We start from the raw sequence: 20,070 nt of genomic DNA, 5'->3' as shown, positions 1-20,070 counted from the left end.
ATACTTTCTGAAGTACTGTCATCAATCTGACTACTATGTATCCAGCAAACGCACTGGGTGTGCAGGCCGGCGCGTAAGCAGTGCGTCAAGTTGTTCTAGACACGACGTGCCGCTGGCGACGACGGTCCGGTCCGCAGTGTTTTCCGTCGTAAATTGATCAACGAGCGTTTCGCCGACATCGATGCTGAGTTCGTAGTACTCGGACTTGTAGCCGAAGCTTCCAGCCATCCCGCAGCACTCTACGTCTGAGGTCCTGACGTCGAACCCGCAGTCCTCGAGAACCGCTAATGTATAAGGTTCGAGGTTGAGCGTGCGCTGTTGGCAGTGACTGTGATAGGCAATCTGCATGTCGTCTCCGTCCGGGAGTGCATTGATATCTGCGCCATTTTCCAGCAGACCGTAGACGTATTCCAGAACCTCATAACTATGGTTTTTCAGAACAGTGTAATTGTCCTTGGGGAGGAGCCGTTCGTACTCCCGGTGAAACATCGCGAGGTCCGAGGGCTCCACGACGACGACGTCGTGGCCCGCAGCGACGGCGGGTGCGAGGGCATCATAGACGTCCTCGGCGTTGGACTGGGCGGTCGCCACCATCCCCTGTGAGAGTGGTGCGCGTCCGCTCTCGCCGGCAGACGGGACGTCGACGCGGACATCGAGCGCCTCGAGGACGCGGATGGCGGCTTTTCCGCGTTCGGTGCGCACGTAGTTTGTGTATGCATCGGGATATAGTGCAACCTGACGGCGTGCCTCTTCGGGATCTACTTGTGGTCCACGGTTCTTGAACCACTCGACGAGGGATTCACGCTCGAACTCCGGAAGTTCACGGCGGCTATCGACGCCGAGAGTCCGCTCCATCAGAGAGCGGGCGGGACCGGCCTGTGCGACCCAGTTCGAAAGCGGTGCGAACGCCGAACCGAGTTTCGCCAGCGTATCGAAGTTCCCGAATAAGCGCTTCTGGAGGTCGACTCCGCCAGGTTCCTCATCAGGAGTAAGTCCTTTTACAAGGAAGTCGAGATCTCCATCCTTTCCGCGGTTGATGCGGTCGCGGACAACAGTATTGATCCATGGGATGTCAATATTCACCGGACACTGATTCACGCATCGACTGCACCCTGTACAGAGATCGTTAAACTCCGCGGCGCTGTCGGCACCGTGAACGCCGGCTTCCCACCCGGTGGCGATACCGCCAGAGTACGTCTCACCACCGAAAGCGTGGCCACCGACATGCTGGAAGTTCGCACACGAGTTCGCGCACGCAGAACACCGGATGCAGTACAGCGTCTCCCGGAGCTGGTCGTCCTCACGCATCTCCATGCGGCCGTTGTCGATGAGTACGAGGTGGAATTCGCGCTCGTCGCCGGAACCAAGTTCATCGTCCACATCGAAGGTCGGTGAATCACCAGGTGGCGTGAAGAGCGAAACGTAAGAGGTGATATCCTGTCCGGTCCCCGACCGGCCGATGAGTTCGACAAACGGCTGGAGATCCTCGACACGTGGAATGATCTTTTCCACGCCTGCGACCGCGACGTGGGTGTCCGTCGCCTGCACGCACTTGCGAGCGTTGCCCTCGCTCGTAACCAATGCAAGTGTACCGGTATCCGCTGTGACGAAGTTCGCCCCGGTCATACCAACTTCGGCGTCCACGAACTTCTCACCGAGATACTCGCGGGCGAACTGCGTCAGTTCCTGGGCGGTTTCGAGGGGTTTCTCCGGCTCGAAATACGCGTTGAACAGCTCCGCGATCTCCTCGCGGGACTTGTGAATGGCCGGTGCGACGATATGCGAGGGCGCCTCGTCGGCGACTTGCAACACGAACTCGGCGAGGTCGGTTTCCCAGACATCCGACCCGCTGGCCTCCAGGGATTCGTTTACCTCGATCTCCTCGCTGGTCATCGACTTCGATTTTACGACGTCGCGGCCGTCGGCGACCTCCGTTACGTATCGGTTCGCGTCGGCAGCGTCGTCAGCGATGTAGACGGTACCGCCGTTAGCTTCGACCGTTTCGGTAACCTGCTTGACGAGTTCGGGGAGGCGTTCGATGGCATCCTCTTTGATGGCGCGGGCTTCGTCTTTGAGTTCCTCGTAGTCCTCGAGATCCGCGGTGGACTCGTAACGGCCGTTGTTGAAGACCTGCGTGTTCTTGTGGACGCTGTCGCCTTCGGTTTCGAGAAGGTGGCGGATGCGTTCAGCTTTCCGTTGGCGGGTATCGACGCTCATCTATCTGTCCTCCAGGAGAACGACGGTGACTTCCACCGGTCCGTGCGCACCCTTTACGAGCGCGCCCATGTCCGCCGTAGCGCTCGGTCCGGTTGCGATGATAGCTTGCCCGGCGTCGCTACGAATATCCTCGGCGAGCCGATCGAACGTCGCGTCCATGTCCGGGAGGACGTCGCTGCCGGCGACGACGGCGACGTGTTCGTCGGCGTAGAGGCTTGCCGGTTCCTCGCCGTCGGGGCCGCCTTGGATAATCACGGACCCGTATTCGGCGATACCGTATCCGGCGGCGGTGACGCCGGTTTTAGCGGCCTCGAGTTCCTCTACCCCAGGATCGGTCTCTACGGCGTCCGGTAGAGAGACGTTCTCGAACGGGAGCGGAGCGCCGACTGCGGGTGTGCTGAGAAGCGGGATCAGCGTGGACTCGAACTGATCCGTACTTGTCCGGACGAGTTCGACCCCGACTTCCTCAAGGGACGATTCGAAGGTCGTGATTGGCTCGGCAGACATAGAACGACAATTTATGAAACAACCTAATGGGTGTTTCCCTCTGTAGGCCCCCTGATAGAATATGTGTATATTTTCGTTATATACTAGACATTCATGGAAGACTATAGTGGATGCTGTAACAAAAAGAAAATGATATACGGTTGGTTACGCGACGCCGAAATACAGCTAAAATCAGTAACTATGCCTGATGTACTCACACTGGCGCTTGTCGGTGTCATTCCGATCGGCGTCGCGTTCGTATTGCTGGCTGGACTTCGGTGGTCAGCGGCCCGCGCAATGGGGGTCGGATGGTTGCTCGCGGGCGGTATCGGACTCACGTACTGGAGTATGGATCCAACATGGCTACTGGCGTCAGCGATCTACGGCGCGTTTCAAGCCGTAGACATCATTCTCATCGTTTTCGGTGCTATCCTCTTGATGAACTACCTCGAAGGGAGCGGTGCTATCGCCACTATCAGGTGGTACTTCGGTCAGATCGAAGAGGATCGGCGAATTCAGGTGTTGCTCATCGGCCTCGGCTTTATGACTATTATTGAAGGCGCGGCAGGGTTCGGTACTCCGGGCGCGCTCGCTGCACCGTTGCTCATTGGTCTTGGATTCCCGCCGTTAGCCGCCGCAGTATTCGGTCTTTACTTCAACGCCCCAAATCCGCCATTCGGTGCGGCCGGGACACCTGTTACCGGCGGGACCGGCGCAGTTATTGAACCGGCTCTGTCCGGCTCGATGAGCGTTAATGAGTTCCTCTCGGCAGTCTCTGCGTGGTCGGGTATTGTCACGGGACTTACGTACGTGTTTTGGGGCTTACTTGGCGTATTCTTCTTAACATACTGGTTTGGTGACGCCAGCGGTGGACGTAGCATTTCAAAGGCTGTGCAGAGCACTCTTCCCATTGCACCATTTGCGCTCCTCCTTGGTGTTGTCACTGGGGGTACACAATTAGTGATCGCGTGGTTCGTCGGACCCGCGCTGCCGGATATCGCTGCCGGATTTGTGGTCCTCGCGGTTGGTCTTCAGCTTGCAAACAACAATATCCTCATTCCCGAGAGCGAGTGGGACTTTCCCGAGGAGTCAAGGTGGAGCGATACATGGCTTGGCGGCCTCGAACTTGATGAGGTATCCCAAGACCAGTCGAAAAAGGAGATGTCCGTGCTGTTAGCGTGGACACCGTACCTACTCGTTGCGCTTGCGCTACTCATCACGCGGTGGCCAGACCTTACTATCAGTGGTGTCGCCGTTCTCGATTGGATCCAGAGTTTCTCTATTAGTCTTGACTCAATTCTTGGTACAGAGCTCGGATACACCCTCCAGTACCTCTATCTTCCAGGAACGATGCCGTTCATCCCTATCGCTATCCTTACCGGGTTCATCCATAAGATGGACACATCCCAAATGGGCATGGCGTGGCGACGCTCGGTTAAGCAGGTTGCTCCCGCTGCACTCACACTCGTTATTGCCGTCTCGATGACCCAAATAATGATCCAGTCACAAACGAATACCGCTGACTTCCTTGGTATGATGGAGGCTCTCAGCCGTGCGTTAGCTATGGGTGCCGGCGGTCTGCTTCCGCTCATTTCACCGTTGATCGGTGCCATCGGTTCGTTCATGACTGGAAGTAATACATCTTCGAACATTCTCTTTAGCGTGCTCCAGTACAATGCCGCTGACACAGTTGGTCTCTCCCGTACAATCGCCGTCAGCCTTCAGAACGTCGGCGGCGGTCTCGGAAATATGGTCTCGGTATTGAACATCGCCGCTATCTGTGGTGTCGTTGGAATCACCGGGCGTGAAGGGGACCTGCTGCGGAAAGCTATCATCCCAATGATTATATTTGCAGTGTTTGCTGGCCTATTCGGAATGTTACTGACGTACATCTTGGTCCCTAGCCTATTCTGATTCCATTTATCTTTGGTTGCTCCGTTGAACGGCCCTTCCTTCTGCGGATTGTATCGTTGATTTCAGGGGATTTGGACGCCGTCTGGCGATATGGGGCGTCTCAAGACCCTCGCACGGACGTTTCGAAACTTTGCCACAAACCACGTAGAGGAACCAGACGTACCCGCCGCGCCGGACGGCGCGGACGGGTACGCCAAATCAACGAAAATCGCGCTCCTTCTGCTCAAAGAGGAGATCAACAAGCCGCTCCGGAAACTCGAAGACTATCTCAACGAGATGCCGGGAATCCTCGATGTGTTCGACCTTGAGAAATCTCCTGATTACTCGTCTTTCAGCGTGTGGGACGGTGAATTTCCAATGCAAGAGTTGCGCCGCCTGCTCCGCCGTTCAGCGGAGCAGGCGGGGCTCTCGGGCACTGCGTCGATTGACGCAAGCGGCTTCCAGCGAGATCAGGCAAGCTCTCACTACCGCAATCGCGTCGGCTACTCGTTCAACGCGATGAAGACGACGCTACTTGTGGATACGGAGTCGCTTGCCATCAGGGACGCACATTTCACGACGAAGAAAGCCTATGACGGGCATATTGGGCTGCAGGTCTTTCGGCGCAATGCCGAAGACCTGCAGGCGTTGCTGGCAGACAAAATGTACTCGTGGAGTGATCTCCGTGAAGCCTGTCGTGCAGCGTTGACACGACCGGTGATCAAACACTGTGAGAAAAATGCACTCAAGAAGGCCCACAACGCCCGAATTGACGACGATGTCTACAACCAGCGGTCAATGAGTGAAACCGTGTTTGCGATGCTGAAAGACGATGGCGACGAGATCCGCTCCCGGAGCTGGCATGGCCAGTTCCGGGAGCTCACACGGAAGTGCATCGTCCATAACCTGACGCAGGCGGCGAGTTAGAGCTCGCCGCCTGCTCTCCTTCTCCGGACGTATTCGGGAGAGGCATCGCCATCGTCCACCTCATACTTCGTGCGGTATCTTGTGAAACTGATGTTTTGCTCAACGCGCAATTCGACTAGGATCGAATCGTCCGATCTCAGAATCCATGGCTAGAGGGTCGTTACCGTTAGAAAATCGAATATCATAAATCCGATGTTGCCGCTGTCTTGCGTTCAACACGGCAACACAAGACGAGTTGCTTCGAATCGCGTCATACGGGAGTCACCGCGGTGGTGAGGCGAAACAGGTGTTTGCGGCACTGCGAGATCTGCCATTCATTACGGATCAGGGTCAGCGCGGTATCATGCTGGATCATTCTGCATTTGGCCAGCTTGCACAGTATCTCGCGGATACGTGTGGATGGTCGGAGTTCGAGTTGCGCATCCGGCTCAAGCATTTCGAAGGGTGGGAGGATCTCGATCTGGAATAGTACAGCAGACCAGTATTTTAGTGAATGAGCCGGTGTCGACGAAGAAGCAAGAGCCCTCGACGATAGAGGTCGGATCAGCTGGCGGCCGGTGAAAATAGGCGCGGTTCAGGACCAACATCACGAACCTCGAGCAACATAGCGAGATGAGACTGCAACAATAACGACCTTGCTTGCCGGACAACACCCCCACCCCGGATTTCAAATGAAATCGGTTCCAGAGGAAGGGGTGGGTTGGTTCGGAAGGGAACTCGGTTGACTGCCTGAGAAGGCCAATTGTGTGGTAGCGAGTTTGTATTGTACGATATTCAGGTTTTAGGTTTCGTGTGGAAACCATCTTACTTTTCGCGTTATTATATATTTTACTATAACGGTAAAGTAGTAGTAGTAGTGAAGCTGTGAAAGACCCAATTTCGAGAGTTAGAACAGCTACCGACCACAGCTCGATGAATCCTAGATGTGTGTTTATATACTCTCTGCTAGAACAGCTACTCTGTTCCTCCTCGGCAAGTTACACGCAACACTTCTCGAACGCCTACGAGAGCAGCACCATGTTCCGAATGACTTCGCATTTGCAGGGCCTCTATCCCGTGATTATCCGACTTCCGTGGTAGCGTTCTCTCTCACGCACTGGCTATACGGCGCTTCTACTCTTCGGAGAATTCATTTGAAATCCGGGGTGGGGGTGTACGTACCACTCTAACCGAACCAGACGATACCAAGATTTCATCTGAAATTCGGTGTGGGGGTGTACGTACCACTCTAACCGAACCAGACGATACCAAGATTTCATCTGAAATTCGGTGTGGGGGTGTACGTACCACTCTAACCGAACCAGACGATACCAAGATTTCATCTGAAATTCGGTGTGGGGGTGTACGTACCACTCTAACCGAACCAGACGATACCAAGATTTCATCTGAAATTCGGTGTGGGGGTGTACGTACCACTCTAACCGAACCAGACGATACCAAGATTTCATCTGAAATTCGGTGTGGGGGTCGGGTAGTCCCTCCAGTTGATCTGTCCACACGAGAAATCATCCGAAATGCGGTGTTACGCAAACGTGTTCTCAGTGCTGATCGCCGAATTTGGTTCGAGAACGAACGAGAGGAATGAGGCCGGTATTCGACTAAATACGCGCGATGGACGGGACCGAGGGAAAGAACTAAGTCGAATTCATTTGAAATCCGGTGTATGGCTTCAAGGGAGGAGCAGACGAATACACTCGGCGATTATGCTGCCGAACACGGGGCCGTTGCCTACTCTCGCTCCAAGTCTCGCGATGATCCGCTTTCTGTCCTTGACGAGGAAGATCCGATTTTTGCCAATGAAGATCTGCTCCGTATCGACCACATCCCGGACCACGACAAAATCGTCGGTCGAAACGACCAGATCGAAACCGTTGCTCGGCGACTCAAACCGACGATCGACGGTGGCTCCGGAAAGGGCACACTCCTCTTGGGCAAGTCCGGCTCCGGCAAGACACTCGTCACTCGGTACGTCAGTCGTGAAGTCGAAGAACGAGGCGCGAGCAATGACGTTCGCATTGGACGTGCAATCATCGACTGTGCCCAACGCCGTTCGGAGGTCCAGACGATCATTCATCTCTCGAAGAGCTTGAACGATTCCGACAAAACGGGTGTGGAGATTCCACAGTCGGGCATCGCGACAGGGGCCTACTACGATCGTTTGTGGACGGTTATTGACAAACTCTACGACGCCGTTATTGTCGTTCTTGACGAAATCGACCGGCTTGCACCCCCTGACGACGCCCAAAATGTCCCTCCAGAGGAGGCGGATGATAGCAAACTTCTGATGCAGTTGTCCCGAGCCGGTGAAGAAAACGATGTTGAGGCCAGCATTACAGTCGTCGGCATCAGTAACGATCTCAAATACGGCGACCGGTTAGACACTCGTGTTGAGAGTTCGTTCGCTCCGGACGAGATCGTGTTTCCAGCGTACGATGCAAACCAACTTGGCGACATTCTGGACCGACGTCGCGACGCCTATCATGACGGTGTCCTCTCGGATGACGTCATCCCGCTATGTTCGGCGTTTTCTGCACAGGAACACGGTGATGCACGACGTGCGATCGACCTCTTTCGGCTCGCCGGCGAGATCGCTCGGGACGACGATGCCGACCACGTCCGTGAAGAACACGTTCGCGCTGCCAACGATGATGCCGAAGTGACACGGATTCAGGATCTTATCCGCGGGTGTCCGACGCAGGCGAAGGTTGCAATTGCCGCGCTCGCTGCGATGGACGAATACACGAACCAGTCTCATTTCAAAGCAACCGAAATGTATCAAGTCTATCGCGAATTCGCCGAAGCGATCGATACGAATGTCCTCGGGCAGAAGCGAATCACCGACCAACTCCGGGAGTACGAGACGCTGAAAATCATCGACATGACCCGAACGAGTGACGGATATCGAGAGGGAACGTACCTTCAGCTCTCACTGTTGGACGAGGCGAGTCTCTTGCTTCAATCGATCGGCCTCGATGATCGATGCTCAGAGATTCCTATCGATTCCCGAATGCGCCAACGGCTCATCGATATTGTCGGCCGCTAGATCTGGAAGGCCGGTGTTCCTCTCGATTGTTCCGTTCGATCACTGGCGCTACCTTCCAGACTACCCCGAGTCGCTAGCCGTTCCCTTCAGAGCCTGATTAACCAACATAACCGCCTATTCCCTCTATCTGTTGGTTAATAACACACCACATTTCCAGTGAACACCCCTCGTTACGAGTGAGTTCGAAACCAAAGACAGCGACACGGTGCAAGGCATCGGTCGCCCAGTCACCGAAGTATCCTACTCGGAACCAGACGGTGTCTCGGACGGGACGGCAACGCTGTCTGCCAGCTCGACCAAATCATAGACGTGAATCCCGGTTTTGAACCAGAGGATTCGATCGGCTGTCCGTCCGAACTCTTCACTCGCACAATCCAGGCGCTCTGACACGGCCAACACGAAATTGTCGGCCTCCACCTTTCGAATCTTCTCCAGCTTCGCGTCTAGATACTCGGGTGTCCAGAACCCGACGATCTCGAGAATCGCCCGTCGACCGTCGGGGTGTTCAATCGCAAAGTCGGGGATCATCACTTCGGCACCGAGGTCGAAGATGTCATCCTCACGGACGAGCTCCCATTCCGTATTCGAGCGCTCCCATTTCTGCGCGAGCGTACGTTCGACGTCGCTATCGAACTGATCCCCGGCACTGTAGTGCGAATCGAGGTTCTCAGTGTGGTCGAGTGTGAACGCTTGCGTCTCGCCGGTCGTTTCGTCGACGAGAATCTCGGCGGTCATCTCCCAGCGGTTACAGAGCGGCAACGCTGGCAGGAAGTTCGCCATGCGAATCCCGTACTTTTGTGATTTCGAGAAGAGTGACGCCGGCCCATCCAGTATGGCCTCGTAGCCAGCGGCCTGATCCGTACTCCCAACACGTTCGCCGTCGGCGTCGATGGGATAGATGCGGTGCATCAGCCCGAACAGCTTCACATAGCTGAACACCGTCCCGAAATGATCCCAGACGCGAATCCGCATCTCGGTGGCGTCGTAAAGCACTGCCTGAGCGAGCGCGAGATTGTACCGCGTCAACAGCCAGTCTGCGGTGAGATCCGTGTGTTCGTACTCCGCGTCGCTGCTGCCGGTCAACGCGGTCGTCGACGTCGACGAGTCGCCATCAGTCGCGTACTGGTCGGCGGTTCGCGTCCCGATCCGAACAAGCCGCTTGTTGTCCTCCAGGTCGGCGTACATTCCGCGATAGCACTCTTCCAGTGAGATCCCTAACTCGTCGGCGACCCCGCTATACACCTCCAATTTCTGTGTATCCTCGCCGAGGGTGGGCTGACGTACGATCGGATATCGCGCGTTGGCTTTCTCGAACAGTCGTTGGCGGATCTCGTGGGGATCGACCGGGGCGACGACCTCGAACTCGCACTCGTCTTTCAGAAGCTTCGCGAGTCCCTGGACGATTTTGTAGTCGGTATCCGCGACGGTCAGCTCGTCAATTGCGTCTTCGAGGTCGCCTTTTGGCTCATCGAGATGGCTCTCGAACAGTTGGATGAGCTCTCCTGCCGTCTCACGATAGCGCCCATCAGTCGGATCGATAAACAACGGGCTGATTTCCTTGTCGGTCGTGCGTGACCGTGCGAGATTCGCGGTCAGCACTACGCACTCACCCCCTCACGGCGGCGCTGTGAGACGTACGTCTCCATCGTGTCGTCCGTGATAATCTCGTAGAGCCGTGCCGGCTGGCGGTCATCGGTGGGCCGCAGGATGCGCCCGAGCCGTTGCGCGTACTGGCGTTTCGAGGCGCTCCCCGAGAGGATGATACCGACGTTTGCCGCCGGCACGTCGATGCCCTCATCGAGGACCTGGGACGTGACGAGCATCGAGTATTCGCCCGTGCGGAACCGCTCCAGAATTTCGGTGCGTTCGTCGGTCTTGGTCTGGTGGGTGATACAGGGGACGATGAACTCCCGAGAGATGTCGTAGGCGAAGTCGTTGTTGGCGGTGAAAATGATCGCGCGGTCGTCGTGATGGCGCTTGATGAGATTGTCGAGCGTGTCGAGTTTCTTCTCCGCTGTTCGGGCGATCCGCTCGGCCCGCTGCTTGGCGATGAGCGCCCGTCGGCCTTGTGGATCGTAGGAGGTGCGCTTGAGGAATTCCGCGTAGCCTTCCTCTTTCCAGAGATCGAACTCGTGGCTGTCGACGTAGTCGCGGTAGATCTGATACTCTTCGTCGTATGTCTCGCGCTCGTCGGCCATGAGCTCGACCGACATGCGGATCGTTTCGTATTCGCTCAGGTATTCGCCGGCGAGTTCGTCGACGTCCTCTCGGTAGACGATCGGGCCGAGGAGGTCCTCGAGGAGTTCGTGCTTGCCGTCGGGCCGCTCATAGGTCGCCGTAAGGCCGAGGCGATACGGTGCGATCATCATCTCGGGGATTAGCTTGTAGGTCGGAGCTGGCAGGTGGTGTTCTTCGTCAACGACGAGTAGGCCAAACCGGTCGCCGTACTCGTTGACGTAGCGATAGGCGCTGTCATAGGTGGTGACCGTGATCGTGGTGACATCGTGGCTGCCGCCGCCGAGCACGCCGATCGGCTCGGAGAGCTGGTCGCCGAAGGCGTTGGTGAGCGTGGCGTGCCACTGGTTCATCAGGTCGATCGTCGGCGTCACGACGAGCGCGCTGACGCCAGCGTCGGCGATCGCCTGTAGGCCGAGAAACGTCTTCCCGCTCCCCGTCGGGAGGACGACACTCCCCCGGCGGCCGTGGTCGATCCAGGCGTCGAGCGCAGCCTGCTGATAGTCGCGCGGTTCGATGTGGAGCGCCGGGGTGAGTTCGAGGTCGGGATAGGCGCGGGCGGCGTCTTCGAGAGCGTGAGCGAAGCCGTCTTGCAGCGTTGATTGCTCGTTTTCGTCCGCCCAAGCGCCCGCCCATTCGAGGAGCGGTCGATACCGATACGCCTGGGCGCGGTACTCGTCGACGCGGTCGTCCCACTCCGCATACGGAGTGTCGTCGGAGGCATCATGGAGCAGGAGGGTGCCGTCGTCGAACTCGAGTCGCATTCAGTATCAGAATGGATGAGTTCGGACGGATTTAATCTGTGGATTGTCCGGGGGTCGGTGAGACGTGGCGCTGTCTGTCTCTGGGGAGGATGGTTCGAGCACGGACGCACGGCTATCAGCGGTCGAGCCAGTACTGCCAGTCTGCGATCGCCTGTTCCGTGTTGTTGCTGGCATCGACGGGCGCTAATTGCTCTAATGGCACGCCAAATGTTCTGTCCATCCACTCCACCGTTACGAACATCTGGCTGAGCGTTGGCTCAGTCGGGGATATTTCGATAACGCGTACCGTTTCGCCCAGATTCAGGGGCGATTCCGCTCGCTCGATGACACACCGCGCTTCGAAGGGAAAGTCCATCGTGTCGCCCAGATACGCGTGCCAGCCCATCGCCTGCTCTTCAGCACTGTACGTATCGACGATGATCCGCATCTCGATGCGTTCGTCTCGCTCTTCGTCTCTCTCGGCTCGTGGCATATCCATCAGTACGCATTCTGTTCGTAAGATACTCTGGACAGCCGGATCTACCCATCGACCTATCGAAGGCTTGCTCGATTGTGACTGCAGAACTCCTGGCCTGAGTCGCCGGACAAGATTAACCAACAGTAGGTATCAAACCCGTTCACTGTTGGTTAATTCGATGGGGCGGAGATGTGTGATGACGTATAGAGGCCTCTCACGGCGTGACACCAGCTGATAGGGGCTACTCATTGTCATGTGCCCAGGACGTGTGTCAGCAGCCAGTCGGCGTTCGACGTCGTCGATCCAATAGCGTCCTGCGCTATGGCAATTCGGAGCCGCAGTTCGGACAGAAGGTTTCGTCGCCGTCCAGCAGAGAGAGGCACTCGACGCAGAGACGGTTGCTCGGAGCGGTGGCGATATCCTCCAGAAAGTCCATCGCAGTCTGTGACGCGGCACCCGGCCGATAGCCGTCAGCGTAGCCCGGCAGTGTCGAGGCCCATTGGACAGTCCCCTCATCATCGACGACCGCGACCTTCCCAGCGATGTCGAGTTTCCCGTAGCGTTTGAACGCCTCTGACGGTGTCTGATCGATGGCCTGGTTCAACGCACGGTTGCGTTTGAGGTCGCGCTCGTAGACCTCTTCGGGCGTCAGGGATCGTACGTCGCCTGGGAAGTCTGTGATCGGCCCGTGCTGCTCGTCGATCCGGTCGATCTCGACTGCGATGCGGTGCTCGTCGTGTAGCGTTCGCAAGAGCCGGAGCGCGTGGTCGTGCCATTCTCGGACGTCCGCATCGGCATAGTAGCGGAGGATCATGTGTTCTGCTCAGTGTTTTCTGCGGCTGCGATGCGATCTGAGAGGCTTTGCGCGAGCCACTCGTTAGCGAGTTCGCTCGCATGGTCGACCATCTCTTGATGGCTCATCCCCTCGGTTTCGAAGGATTTGTAGACGTACCATCGTTCCGCGCTTGGCTCAAAGACGATCACGTGTGTCTTCGCTTCTATATCCAGCAGGAACGCTTCGATCGTGCCGGGGGATGATCCCGGAAACCCCATGGCTCCGTGAATTTTCGGGTTATCGCTCTCGCCAATCTGCTTCACGATGTCGTCGGTAATGGGGTGGCCCGGAAGCGACGAGAGGAACGACGGCGATGTTCCTGAACCATCGGTCATATGTGACGATTCGTAGAGAAATACCTTGAACCCGTGGACTCACTCGTCTCTTCTGCTGGGCCTCCTCTCCTTCACTGTAATCAAAAAAGTGACCATCATCCTTCGATGACAAGTCGGTCTGTGATCTCTGTGTCAGTCATAGTCTTCGTTGCGCTATCGATCTTCAAACTGCTCGAGTAACTCCTCCAGCATCGGCCGGAGCTTGTACTTTTGAGAGTGTTCATCCCGGAGGTCCTGTACGTAGCCCCGCCACTCGTCGAGTTCGTCCGCAGCGTCGGCCGCGTTTCCGGCGATCTCTAGCCAGTCTACGGCGTGTCGATACCGCTGTGATTTCCCCTCCTCGATGATCGGTTCGGCCTGTGCCTTGCAGGCGTCGATCGTCCACTGCGGGCGCTCCTCGAAGACGGTGTCGGCGACAGGCTCGACCACCGTGTCATCCGAGAACCGATCCGCGATGGCGATAGCCTCGTCGTACCGTTCCGCGTACAGGAAGATCTCGATATGTCGGTGCGCACTCCGCTGGGTCGTGTCTCGGTCCGCAAGTGTCTCCAGTAGTTCCTCGCGAACAGCCGGCCAGTCCTCGACGGCGAGTTCCTCTGTCGCCTGGTAAGCCGCAAGCGTGGGTGCGGCTTCGAACGCGGCGGCGGCCGCCTCCAGCGCGATGTCGTGGTCGTCCATACTGCTGGCTCGGTCGCGAAGCCACTCGGCCAACTCGGCTTTCCCGCTGCCATCCAGGGTCACTCCGTGCTGGGCTATCTCCAGGGCTGCCTGTGGTCGGTCGTGATTCCGGAGTGCTCTGGCCAGCATGAGTGCGTCATCCGGTGAGTGTAGGTTCTGCTGGCCGTACTCGATCACCTCGTCGATACGGTCATCCGCAACGAGCATCGTGACGTATGCGTCGACCAAGTCGGCGGCCGCCGCCAGATTCAGGTACTCCTCGATGCGGCCTTGGCGTTCGAGCACGTTGAGGTAGGCTCTGATGCACTCCTCAGCGTACCAGGGCGGCTCTGCCTCCCAAAGGTCTACATTTCTGTCACCAGGTGTCATCGCCTGCTGGATCGGGTCGAAGTCCCAGCCACGCTGGATGACCGCAAGGGCGACGTTGTAAGGAGGCCGGTCCGTATAGCTACTCATCTCATTCTCCCAGGTTCGGAGTCTCGCCTCCCAGTCATCGCGCTCTGGGTCCGCGAGGTCGGCTGTAAGCAGCGCTTCGGCCAAGGCGGTGTCGACCTCGTCGAAAAACTCGAAGATGGCCTGTGAATCGTCGTACGAGAGCGCGAGCCACTCGCGGTCCATCAGTTCGTCTGCGAGCGGGTCGAGGATATCCAGTGCCGTCTCGCCGTTGCCGGCGTCGATGGCGGCCCACGCTTGATCGAGCAGCTCCCCAAGCTCCTCGACGTCGGTTTCGACTGTCGCATACGGATCGTGGGTTTGACCGCCGCGCTCGCGTGGAGGCTGGAGGACATACTGAACGTGCCGTCGAATTGAGTCTCGGTTGATGTTTGGACGCTGATCGGTGGTGTCGGCTGTGTCTTCTGACTGGGCTGTCTCGAGTTGAGATTCAATCCACTCTGCGAGGTCGGGCCGGCGCTCGACGAGGGCAACGAGCAGGTCCCGGAGTTCCGCTGGATCTGTGTCGGCGACCAGTTCGGAGATAGGTGGGCGCTGACTGATTTCGTCAGGGTCGTGGATGTACGTCAGGAGGACGGCCACACGATGCTTGCAGACCCCACCGTGATCGTACGGGCAGGAGCACCTCGTGTCGACGACACCGGTCTCATCGAGTTCGATCTGTACCTGATAGGGCTGGTACTGACTGCCCTCGACCGCCGCTCGCAGGAGGCTGCCACGGCGCGTAATCTCGTTGACGGCACCGCGCTCGTAGTAGTCCTCGCCCCGATCGTATGACTGTGGTCGTGCGAGGTTGCGGATGGTTGTTTCGGTTATGGTCGGTGCCTGTTCCATCGGTAGCCCGCTTTACGGTGTCTCCCGATAGAAAAGCTGGGTCAGCGTCAGTATCGAGAGCCCTTCGACAGTAGACTGGGTTCGGACTCAACGACGGGTCGTCTCAGTCATCGCCAACAGCTCGTCGATGAATGCAGCGAAGAGTGATTCGGGATTGCGCTCTGGGTCGTTCGGTGGTTCCTTCCAGAACTCGACGTTGAACTCTTGCGCTGCCGTTGCCGATCCTTCTGTGGCGATCACCATGAGAATCGCCTGCTGATAGATCACAATCGTTCGCTGGTCGTCGACCTCGAGATGTTCGATCCCAGCTGCTGCAAGCGCCGTGCGGAGATCCATCGGCTCGGCCAACACATAGTGTTCGACCGGCGTATCGTCACCCGTCATAGCAGTCACTACCGCCCGTCAGTACAAGTATGCCCGTCCCTCGTGTTCGCTTGCAGTTCTAGAGTATGGTTCGTTATCGATAGAGATCGCGAGTACAGCCCTCCATCCTTCGTGATCCATCGCTCTCTTGGTACCCGTGGAGTTACACGAGTGGCGACGGAACAACGACTATGGACCAGACACCCGAAGCGTTCCGTGCTGCGCTGTCGTCGGGTGATACCGAGCGTGTGAATCGGGCCATCGGCGAGGTCGAGGACATGGACCTCGAGGAACGGGCCGCCCTGTTCGACGACTGCTTTGAGCTGTGTCGTGATCTGTTCGAGAGCGATGACGGCTATCAACGGCAGTCCGTGATTCGCTTTGCGGTCGCGCTGTACCCACGCCTTGCCGTTCGGACGGTCGGGGCCGCCATCACCGACGACGCGTTACCTGGCGAGTGGACACTCGACGACATCGCGACGCATCGCAGCCAGCTGCGGGCGATCTATCTGGCGGCGCTCGTCGACGACGATGGGCGAGGCCGACGGGCCGCCGCCAAGGCGCTCAAGGACTTGGCGTTGTCAGCCGAGATGATCGAGGCCGACGATGAACTCCAAACGATGATCGAGGAGTTAGGAGCGCTTGCGGAGAAGCACGGTGACGACGCCCCACAGAAACATATCGAAGCGGCCTACGAGAACGTCGCTTTTCACGCAGAGCAGCCTGGGTCGTTGCTTCCCGACGGACTTCAAGACGCGCTTGCACAGGATCTGTCTCGCGGTGATCGGTGATCCCTCATAGGGTCTGTCCTGCGGGACTCGGGTTGCCGTACTTGTCGAACTTCAGATAATAGCTGGATTTGATCCAGTTGCTGTCCTCCGTTTGATTAACCAACGCTGTCGGCTACTTGCCTCCACTGTTGGTTAAGAAGACTCAGCGCAATCGGGTTCTTGGCCTGATTCGGTGATGGGATACGCGTAGCCGTGGAGTCCAACCGTCGTTGCCACTCGCACCCGCGTCGTCTCACCTGGTTCGACGTCGGCGACGTGGAGTGTCTCCTCAGCCGGTGTGTACGCCCGATACAGGCCATGACGATCCGGTTGTGGGCTCCGGTCGTCAACTGTCACGGTGTATTCTTCGCCTGGTGAGAACGAGTGCTGCCAGCGCCGCCACCACTTCTCGCTGGCTGCCAGCGCGATCGCAACCAGATTGTTGCCTGCATGCACCAAGATCGCCAGCCACCAGAGCCCTATCAGCCACAGATACAGGCTCAACAATCCGCTGACGAACACCGGGAGGGTTCCCCGGCGGTAGCGGCGTGGATTCCGGGTATGGAGGAACGCCCACAGGACTGACCCAGCGACCAACAGTGGGAGTTGAGCGACGCCCAAGGTTACCGCCAGCAGATATGGGCCGCCGCGAAACGTGAGTTCCTCGACCACCGGCGCGATCACGACGGCGCGGACGCCTCGTCGTGTTGTTCGACGCCACCACTTGCGTTCCCAGTCGAGTCGGTCCTTGAGATCCGCAACCGTGTACGACTCTGTCTCTCTCAAGTCGCCTTGGTGATCGCTGTCGAGCGACGCGAACCAGCCGAACGGATGCGTGCCTGTGAGTTTGACAGTCCAGTATTTGCACCGGTGGATGACGCGTTCGAGACCAAGGCTGACGATAGTGAGTATGGCCCACGCTGCAAGGAGCCGTGCTGGGTAGACGACCTGTGTTCCCGTTATGCTCGGAACCGAAATACTCGGTCCGAATCCCATATCCAACATAGTGGCACCGTACCTGATAAATACAGTGAGGGAACCCCTTCGAAAGCCCTCGGCCGTTCAGCATCCCGCGACCGCGCGAGACTGCGTCTCGCTGGCCCTCGTTCGCTGCGCTCACGAGAACGCCGCTGCGCGTCTCGCTCCTTCGTCGCTCGGTGCTTGCGGGGTCGGGGGACGACCGAGTCGTCCTCGCCCTTTCTGAGTCCACCAGGAGATCGGTTGGTTCCTCGAGTGTCGGAATCGGTTAGCTAGGTGGGTCGTCGCGGCCCGCCCCGCGCGCCGCTGCCGCCCTCCGCATCGCTCGCGACCGACCATTCCGGGCGTGCGGGCGCTCTCCGCACCGCCCGCGCCCGTTCCGGGCTAAAGTGAATCTGGTCTCGACGCCAGCATTAAGCGCGTTTTCGGTTGCGCCCCTCGCGGGCTTTCGCGTTCCAGCGCTTTGGGCCGCCTGCGCTGGCGCGCGCCACACCGCGGCGCGCGTGCTCGGCGACCGTCGCCCTGGACACGGACCCGCAGTCCGGGCCGGACGCGAGAAACGGCTTAAAGCTGGCCGCTCGCTCCGGGCGGGTCGGCGCGCGGTGCTGGATGGTCGGACGTCTCGGGCGCGCTCTCGCTCGCGCCCAAGGGCGCTCGCGAAGGCGCGATCGAGAGCGCGCAGACGAGTCTGTCGGGTTGTCGTCGTCGAGGAAATCCGCGATGTTGTAGCATCGCGGTGTCGGGCGCGTGAGCGCCTTCAGGTTCGGTGCAAGAACCAATGTCAAGTACGAGCTTTGTACGGTATGAATCTTCGGTCGAACAGGCATCCGAGAACAATGAGGCGTCCGAGAAGTCGGTCGTCGAGCGAGAGCCAGCGGCCCGGTCGGCGTGCCCGGAGTGTGAAGGACGAGTTGTGACCCACGATGAGGAGTCATTCTGTGCGGACTGTGGCCTGGTCGTCGCGGCCGAGTGGGTCGATCGGAGCCCGACGCTGGGCGATCTGGGGCTGGTCGGGAACGCTGAGCAGAGCATCGAGACGGTGGACCCGCTGCGGACGGACAAGGGCCTCCACACGAAGATCACGAAGAGTACTGACGGACACGGCAATCCACTCAGTACCAAGCGGTGGCAGAAGTTCCAGCGCCTCCGGAAGTGGCACAAGCGCTACCAGTTCGGCGAGGGTCGCAAGCGGACGAAGCGGCTCAACGAGGGGCTGCGCGATATCGAGATGATCGGCGGAAACCTGGGGATGCCGGGGCACGTCGTCAAGACGGCGGCACGATACCTCCGACGCGCCTCAGAGGCGCGGTTGGCCGGCGGGCGGATGGCCTGGGAGGCACTCGCGGGCGGGGCCATGCTCCTCGCAGCGCGCGAGTCGCGGATTGAGCGCGAGGCAATCGACGTCGACGTGGCGACCTACACGAAGGCACCTCACGAGCGGGTGTGTGCTGCGGCGCGGAAGATTCGGTGTGAACTCGGGGTCGACACTGTCCCCGTTACCCGACCGAACGCGGTGATGGCGGTCGTGGACGCACTCGATGACGACGCCATTCCGGCGAGTGCAGCCGTGCGGACGTGGCGGCTGGCACACCACCTCATGAAGCTGGGCGATCAAGAGCCGGTCGGGTCGGGGACGTCGCGGCTCACCATCGCGGCGGCGGCACTCTATGGTGCGGATCGGTTGACGCCCCAGAAGCATCTCACCCAGGGGCAGGTCGCGGAGGCGACCAGTACGGTCCTAGAGACATCGATGAGCCGGATCAGTCGGTACAACTGCGAGCTCGTCGACGCCTACGAGGCCCGACACGGAACCAAAGACCCGGGTGTTATCCTCGACCAGGAGCCGGACACCCTGCACTGAGCGAACTCCTCCCTCGTTTTTTTCTTGCGACCACCGCCCAGTAGACGCCCCACCTCCCCACCCTCCGCTCCCGGCCTCCCTCCGGTCGGCCGGCAGCCACAACCTGATAGCGTTATACAGGGGATCTACTACTGCATTATCCCCGTGCCTACACCGTTCAGTACAGGGCTTTCGACGAGTGGTATTCCCATTCCGACCCGGTCTTGACCGTCCATCGATGACCACTTTCACTAGGGTTAACCGACCTTTTTAGCCAGCTACTGTCAATATATGATTGTGACTTTGTACCAAATTTCGTATGACCTTCAAAGTCCAGGACAGGATTACGGAGAACTCCATGACGCAATCAAATCACTTGGCGACTACTGCCATATACTGGAATCAACATGGTTGGTTGAAGCCTCAGACACGTCGTCAAGTGATATTCGAGATGAGCTACAAGAACACATTGATTCAAATGATCGTCTAATGGTTACTAGACCGCGAAGCGGCTGGGCAACTACGTTTTCAAGCGATTGTACTGATTGGATGCACGACAATCTATAAACTACTCGGCTTTGCACGTTGAGAATCTAACACTTTATAGACCGAAAATGGCAGCTAAGACGGTGTTCAAACGGAACGGAGAGTTTCAGTCGGTCGCTCTAAGCTCTCCGCTGGCGGATCAAACAGCGTGAAGGTCGTCTCCAACGTCTCCAATGACTTCTCGTTTCTGTTGAGTTGGTTCGTGAATCCCGTGTAGAACGCTTCTTGCGCCGCTTTCGATAGTTATATTGTCAATACGACAACGTGCAAAGCTGAGTAAACTAGCGTCTGAGGGTGTCATAGAACAGTTCTCATACCAGAGAGCAGGGTGAACGCTGAGGTGGTATGAGCCCAGCGACCCTGCAAGATAATCCTACGGTAGAGACGTTCTTCAATGCCGTGGAGACGGAGACGCT

At 58.1% G+C, this 20,070-nt stretch carries 15 protein-coding genes; 5 read left to right on the top strand and 10 right to left on the bottom strand.

What is annotated here, in order from left to right; all coding sequences use genetic code 11:
* Window positions 1-33 precede the first annotated feature (33 nt).
* The gene (locus tag NO978_RS19265) at window positions 34-2,217 is read right to left on the bottom strand and encodes an LUD domain-containing protein (RefSeq protein WP_257301158.1); all 2,184 of its coding nucleotides are present in this window, start codon (window positions 2,215-2,217) and stop codon (window positions 34-36) included.
* Window positions 2,218-2,724 carry a lactate utilization protein C gene (locus tag NO978_RS19260; protein ID WP_006825333.1) on the bottom strand — a complete coding sequence of 169 codons (507 nt, stop codon included), beginning with the start codon at window positions 2,722-2,724 and terminating at the stop codon, window positions 2,218-2,220.
* A 180-nt stretch (window positions 2,725-2,904) separates the two neighbouring features.
* On the opposite strand from NO978_RS19260, the gene NO978_RS19255 reads away from it, so the two are divergent.
* The 3 genes from NO978_RS19255 to NO978_RS19245 all read left to right on the top strand — a co-directional run bounded on the left by NO978_RS19255 (window position 2,905) and on the right by NO978_RS19245 (window position 8,566).
* Window positions 2,905-4,617 carry an L-lactate permease gene (locus tag NO978_RS19255; protein WP_369684168.1) on the top strand — a complete coding sequence of 571 codons (1,713 nt, stop codon included), beginning with the start codon at window positions 2,905-2,907 and terminating at the stop codon, window positions 4,615-4,617.
* 90 nt (window positions 4,618-4,707) lie between these two features.
* Window positions 4,708-5,523, top strand: a complete 816-nt coding sequence (locus NO978_RS19250) for an IS5 family transposase (protein ID WP_257301156.1) — start codon at window positions 4,708-4,710, stop codon at window positions 5,521-5,523.
* A gap of 1,663 nt (window positions 5,524-7,186) precedes the next feature.
* Window positions 7,187-8,566 (top strand): Cdc6/Cdc18 family protein, encoded by a 1,380-nt coding sequence (locus NO978_RS19245; RefSeq protein ID WP_257301155.1) that lies wholly within the window; start codon window positions 7,187-7,189, stop codon window positions 8,564-8,566.
* 240 nt (window positions 8,567-8,806) lie between these two features.
* Here NO978_RS19245 and NO978_RS19240 read toward each other — a convergent pair whose 3' ends face one another.
* The 7 genes from NO978_RS19240 to NO978_RS19210 form a co-directional block, all read right to left on the bottom strand.
* Window positions 8,807-10,165, bottom strand: coding sequence for a DUF790 family protein (locus NO978_RS19240; protein ID WP_257301154.1), 1,359 nt, complete (start codon window positions 10,163-10,165; stop codon window positions 8,807-8,809).
* The gene (locus NO978_RS19235) at window positions 10,165-11,565 is read right to left on the bottom strand and encodes a DEAD/DEAH box helicase (RefSeq protein WP_257301153.1); all 1,401 of its coding nucleotides are present in this window, start codon (window positions 11,563-11,565) and stop codon (window positions 10,165-10,167) included. The genes NO978_RS19240 and NO978_RS19235 overlap by 1 nt, the downstream gene beginning before the upstream one ends.
* 115 nt (window positions 11,566-11,680) lie before the next feature.
* The gene (locus tag NO978_RS19230) at window positions 11,681-12,037 is read right to left on the bottom strand and encodes a calcium-binding protein (RefSeq protein WP_257301152.1); all 357 of its coding nucleotides are present in this window, start codon (window positions 12,035-12,037) and stop codon (window positions 11,681-11,683) included.
* Between the two features lie 304 nt (window positions 12,038-12,341).
* Window positions 12,342-12,836 carry a zinc ribbon domain-containing protein gene (locus NO978_RS19225; RefSeq protein WP_257301151.1) on the bottom strand — a complete coding sequence of 165 codons (495 nt, stop codon included), beginning with the start codon at window positions 12,834-12,836 and terminating at the stop codon, window positions 12,342-12,344.
* Window positions 12,833-13,192, bottom strand: coding sequence for a hypothetical protein (locus NO978_RS19220; RefSeq protein ID WP_257301150.1), 360 nt, complete (start codon window positions 13,190-13,192; stop codon window positions 12,833-12,835). Before NO978_RS19220 ends, NO978_RS19225 begins: the two co-directional genes overlap by 4 nt.
* A gap of 153 nt (window positions 13,193-13,345) precedes the next feature.
* On the bottom strand, window positions 13,346-15,157 hold the full coding sequence (locus NO978_RS19215; protein ID WP_257301149.1) for an SWIM zinc finger domain-containing protein: 1,812 nt from the start codon (window positions 15,155-15,157) through the stop codon (window positions 13,346-13,348).
* An 87-nt stretch (window positions 15,158-15,244) separates the two neighbouring features.
* On the bottom strand, window positions 15,245-15,541 hold the full coding sequence (locus NO978_RS19210; RefSeq protein WP_257301148.1) for a hypothetical protein: 297 nt from the start codon (window positions 15,539-15,541) through the stop codon (window positions 15,245-15,247).
* Between the two features lie 170 nt (window positions 15,542-15,711).
* Between NO978_RS19210 and NO978_RS19205 the strand changes: the two genes are divergently transcribed.
* Window positions 15,712-16,311 carry a hypothetical protein gene (locus NO978_RS19205; RefSeq protein ID WP_257301147.1) on the top strand — a complete coding sequence of 200 codons (600 nt, stop codon included), beginning with the start codon at window positions 15,712-15,714 and terminating at the stop codon, window positions 16,309-16,311.
* A 132-nt stretch (window positions 16,312-16,443) separates the two neighbouring features.
* Here the strand turns inward: NO978_RS19205 and NO978_RS19200 are convergent, their stop codons facing one another.
* A complete protein-coding gene (locus NO978_RS19200) occupies window positions 16,444-17,286 on the bottom strand; it encodes a CPBP family intramembrane glutamic endopeptidase (RefSeq protein ID WP_257301146.1) in 843 nt (280 codons plus the stop codon).
* An 895-nt stretch (window positions 17,287-18,181) separates the two neighbouring features.
* On the opposite strand from NO978_RS19200, the gene NO978_RS19195 reads away from it, so the two are divergent.
* On the top strand, window positions 18,182-19,129 hold the full coding sequence (locus NO978_RS19195; RefSeq protein ID WP_257301145.1) for a transcription initiation factor IIB family protein: 948 nt from the start codon (window positions 18,182-18,184) through the stop codon (window positions 19,127-19,129).
* Window positions 19,130-20,070 lie beyond the last annotated feature (941 nt).

It is taken from the genome of Haloarchaeobius sp. FL176, assembly GCF_024609245.1.
Taxonomy (GTDB): Archaea; Halobacteriota; Halobacteria; order Halobacteriales; family Natrialbaceae; genus Haloarchaeobius.
This window is presented reverse-complemented; position numbering and strand designations above follow the sequence as displayed.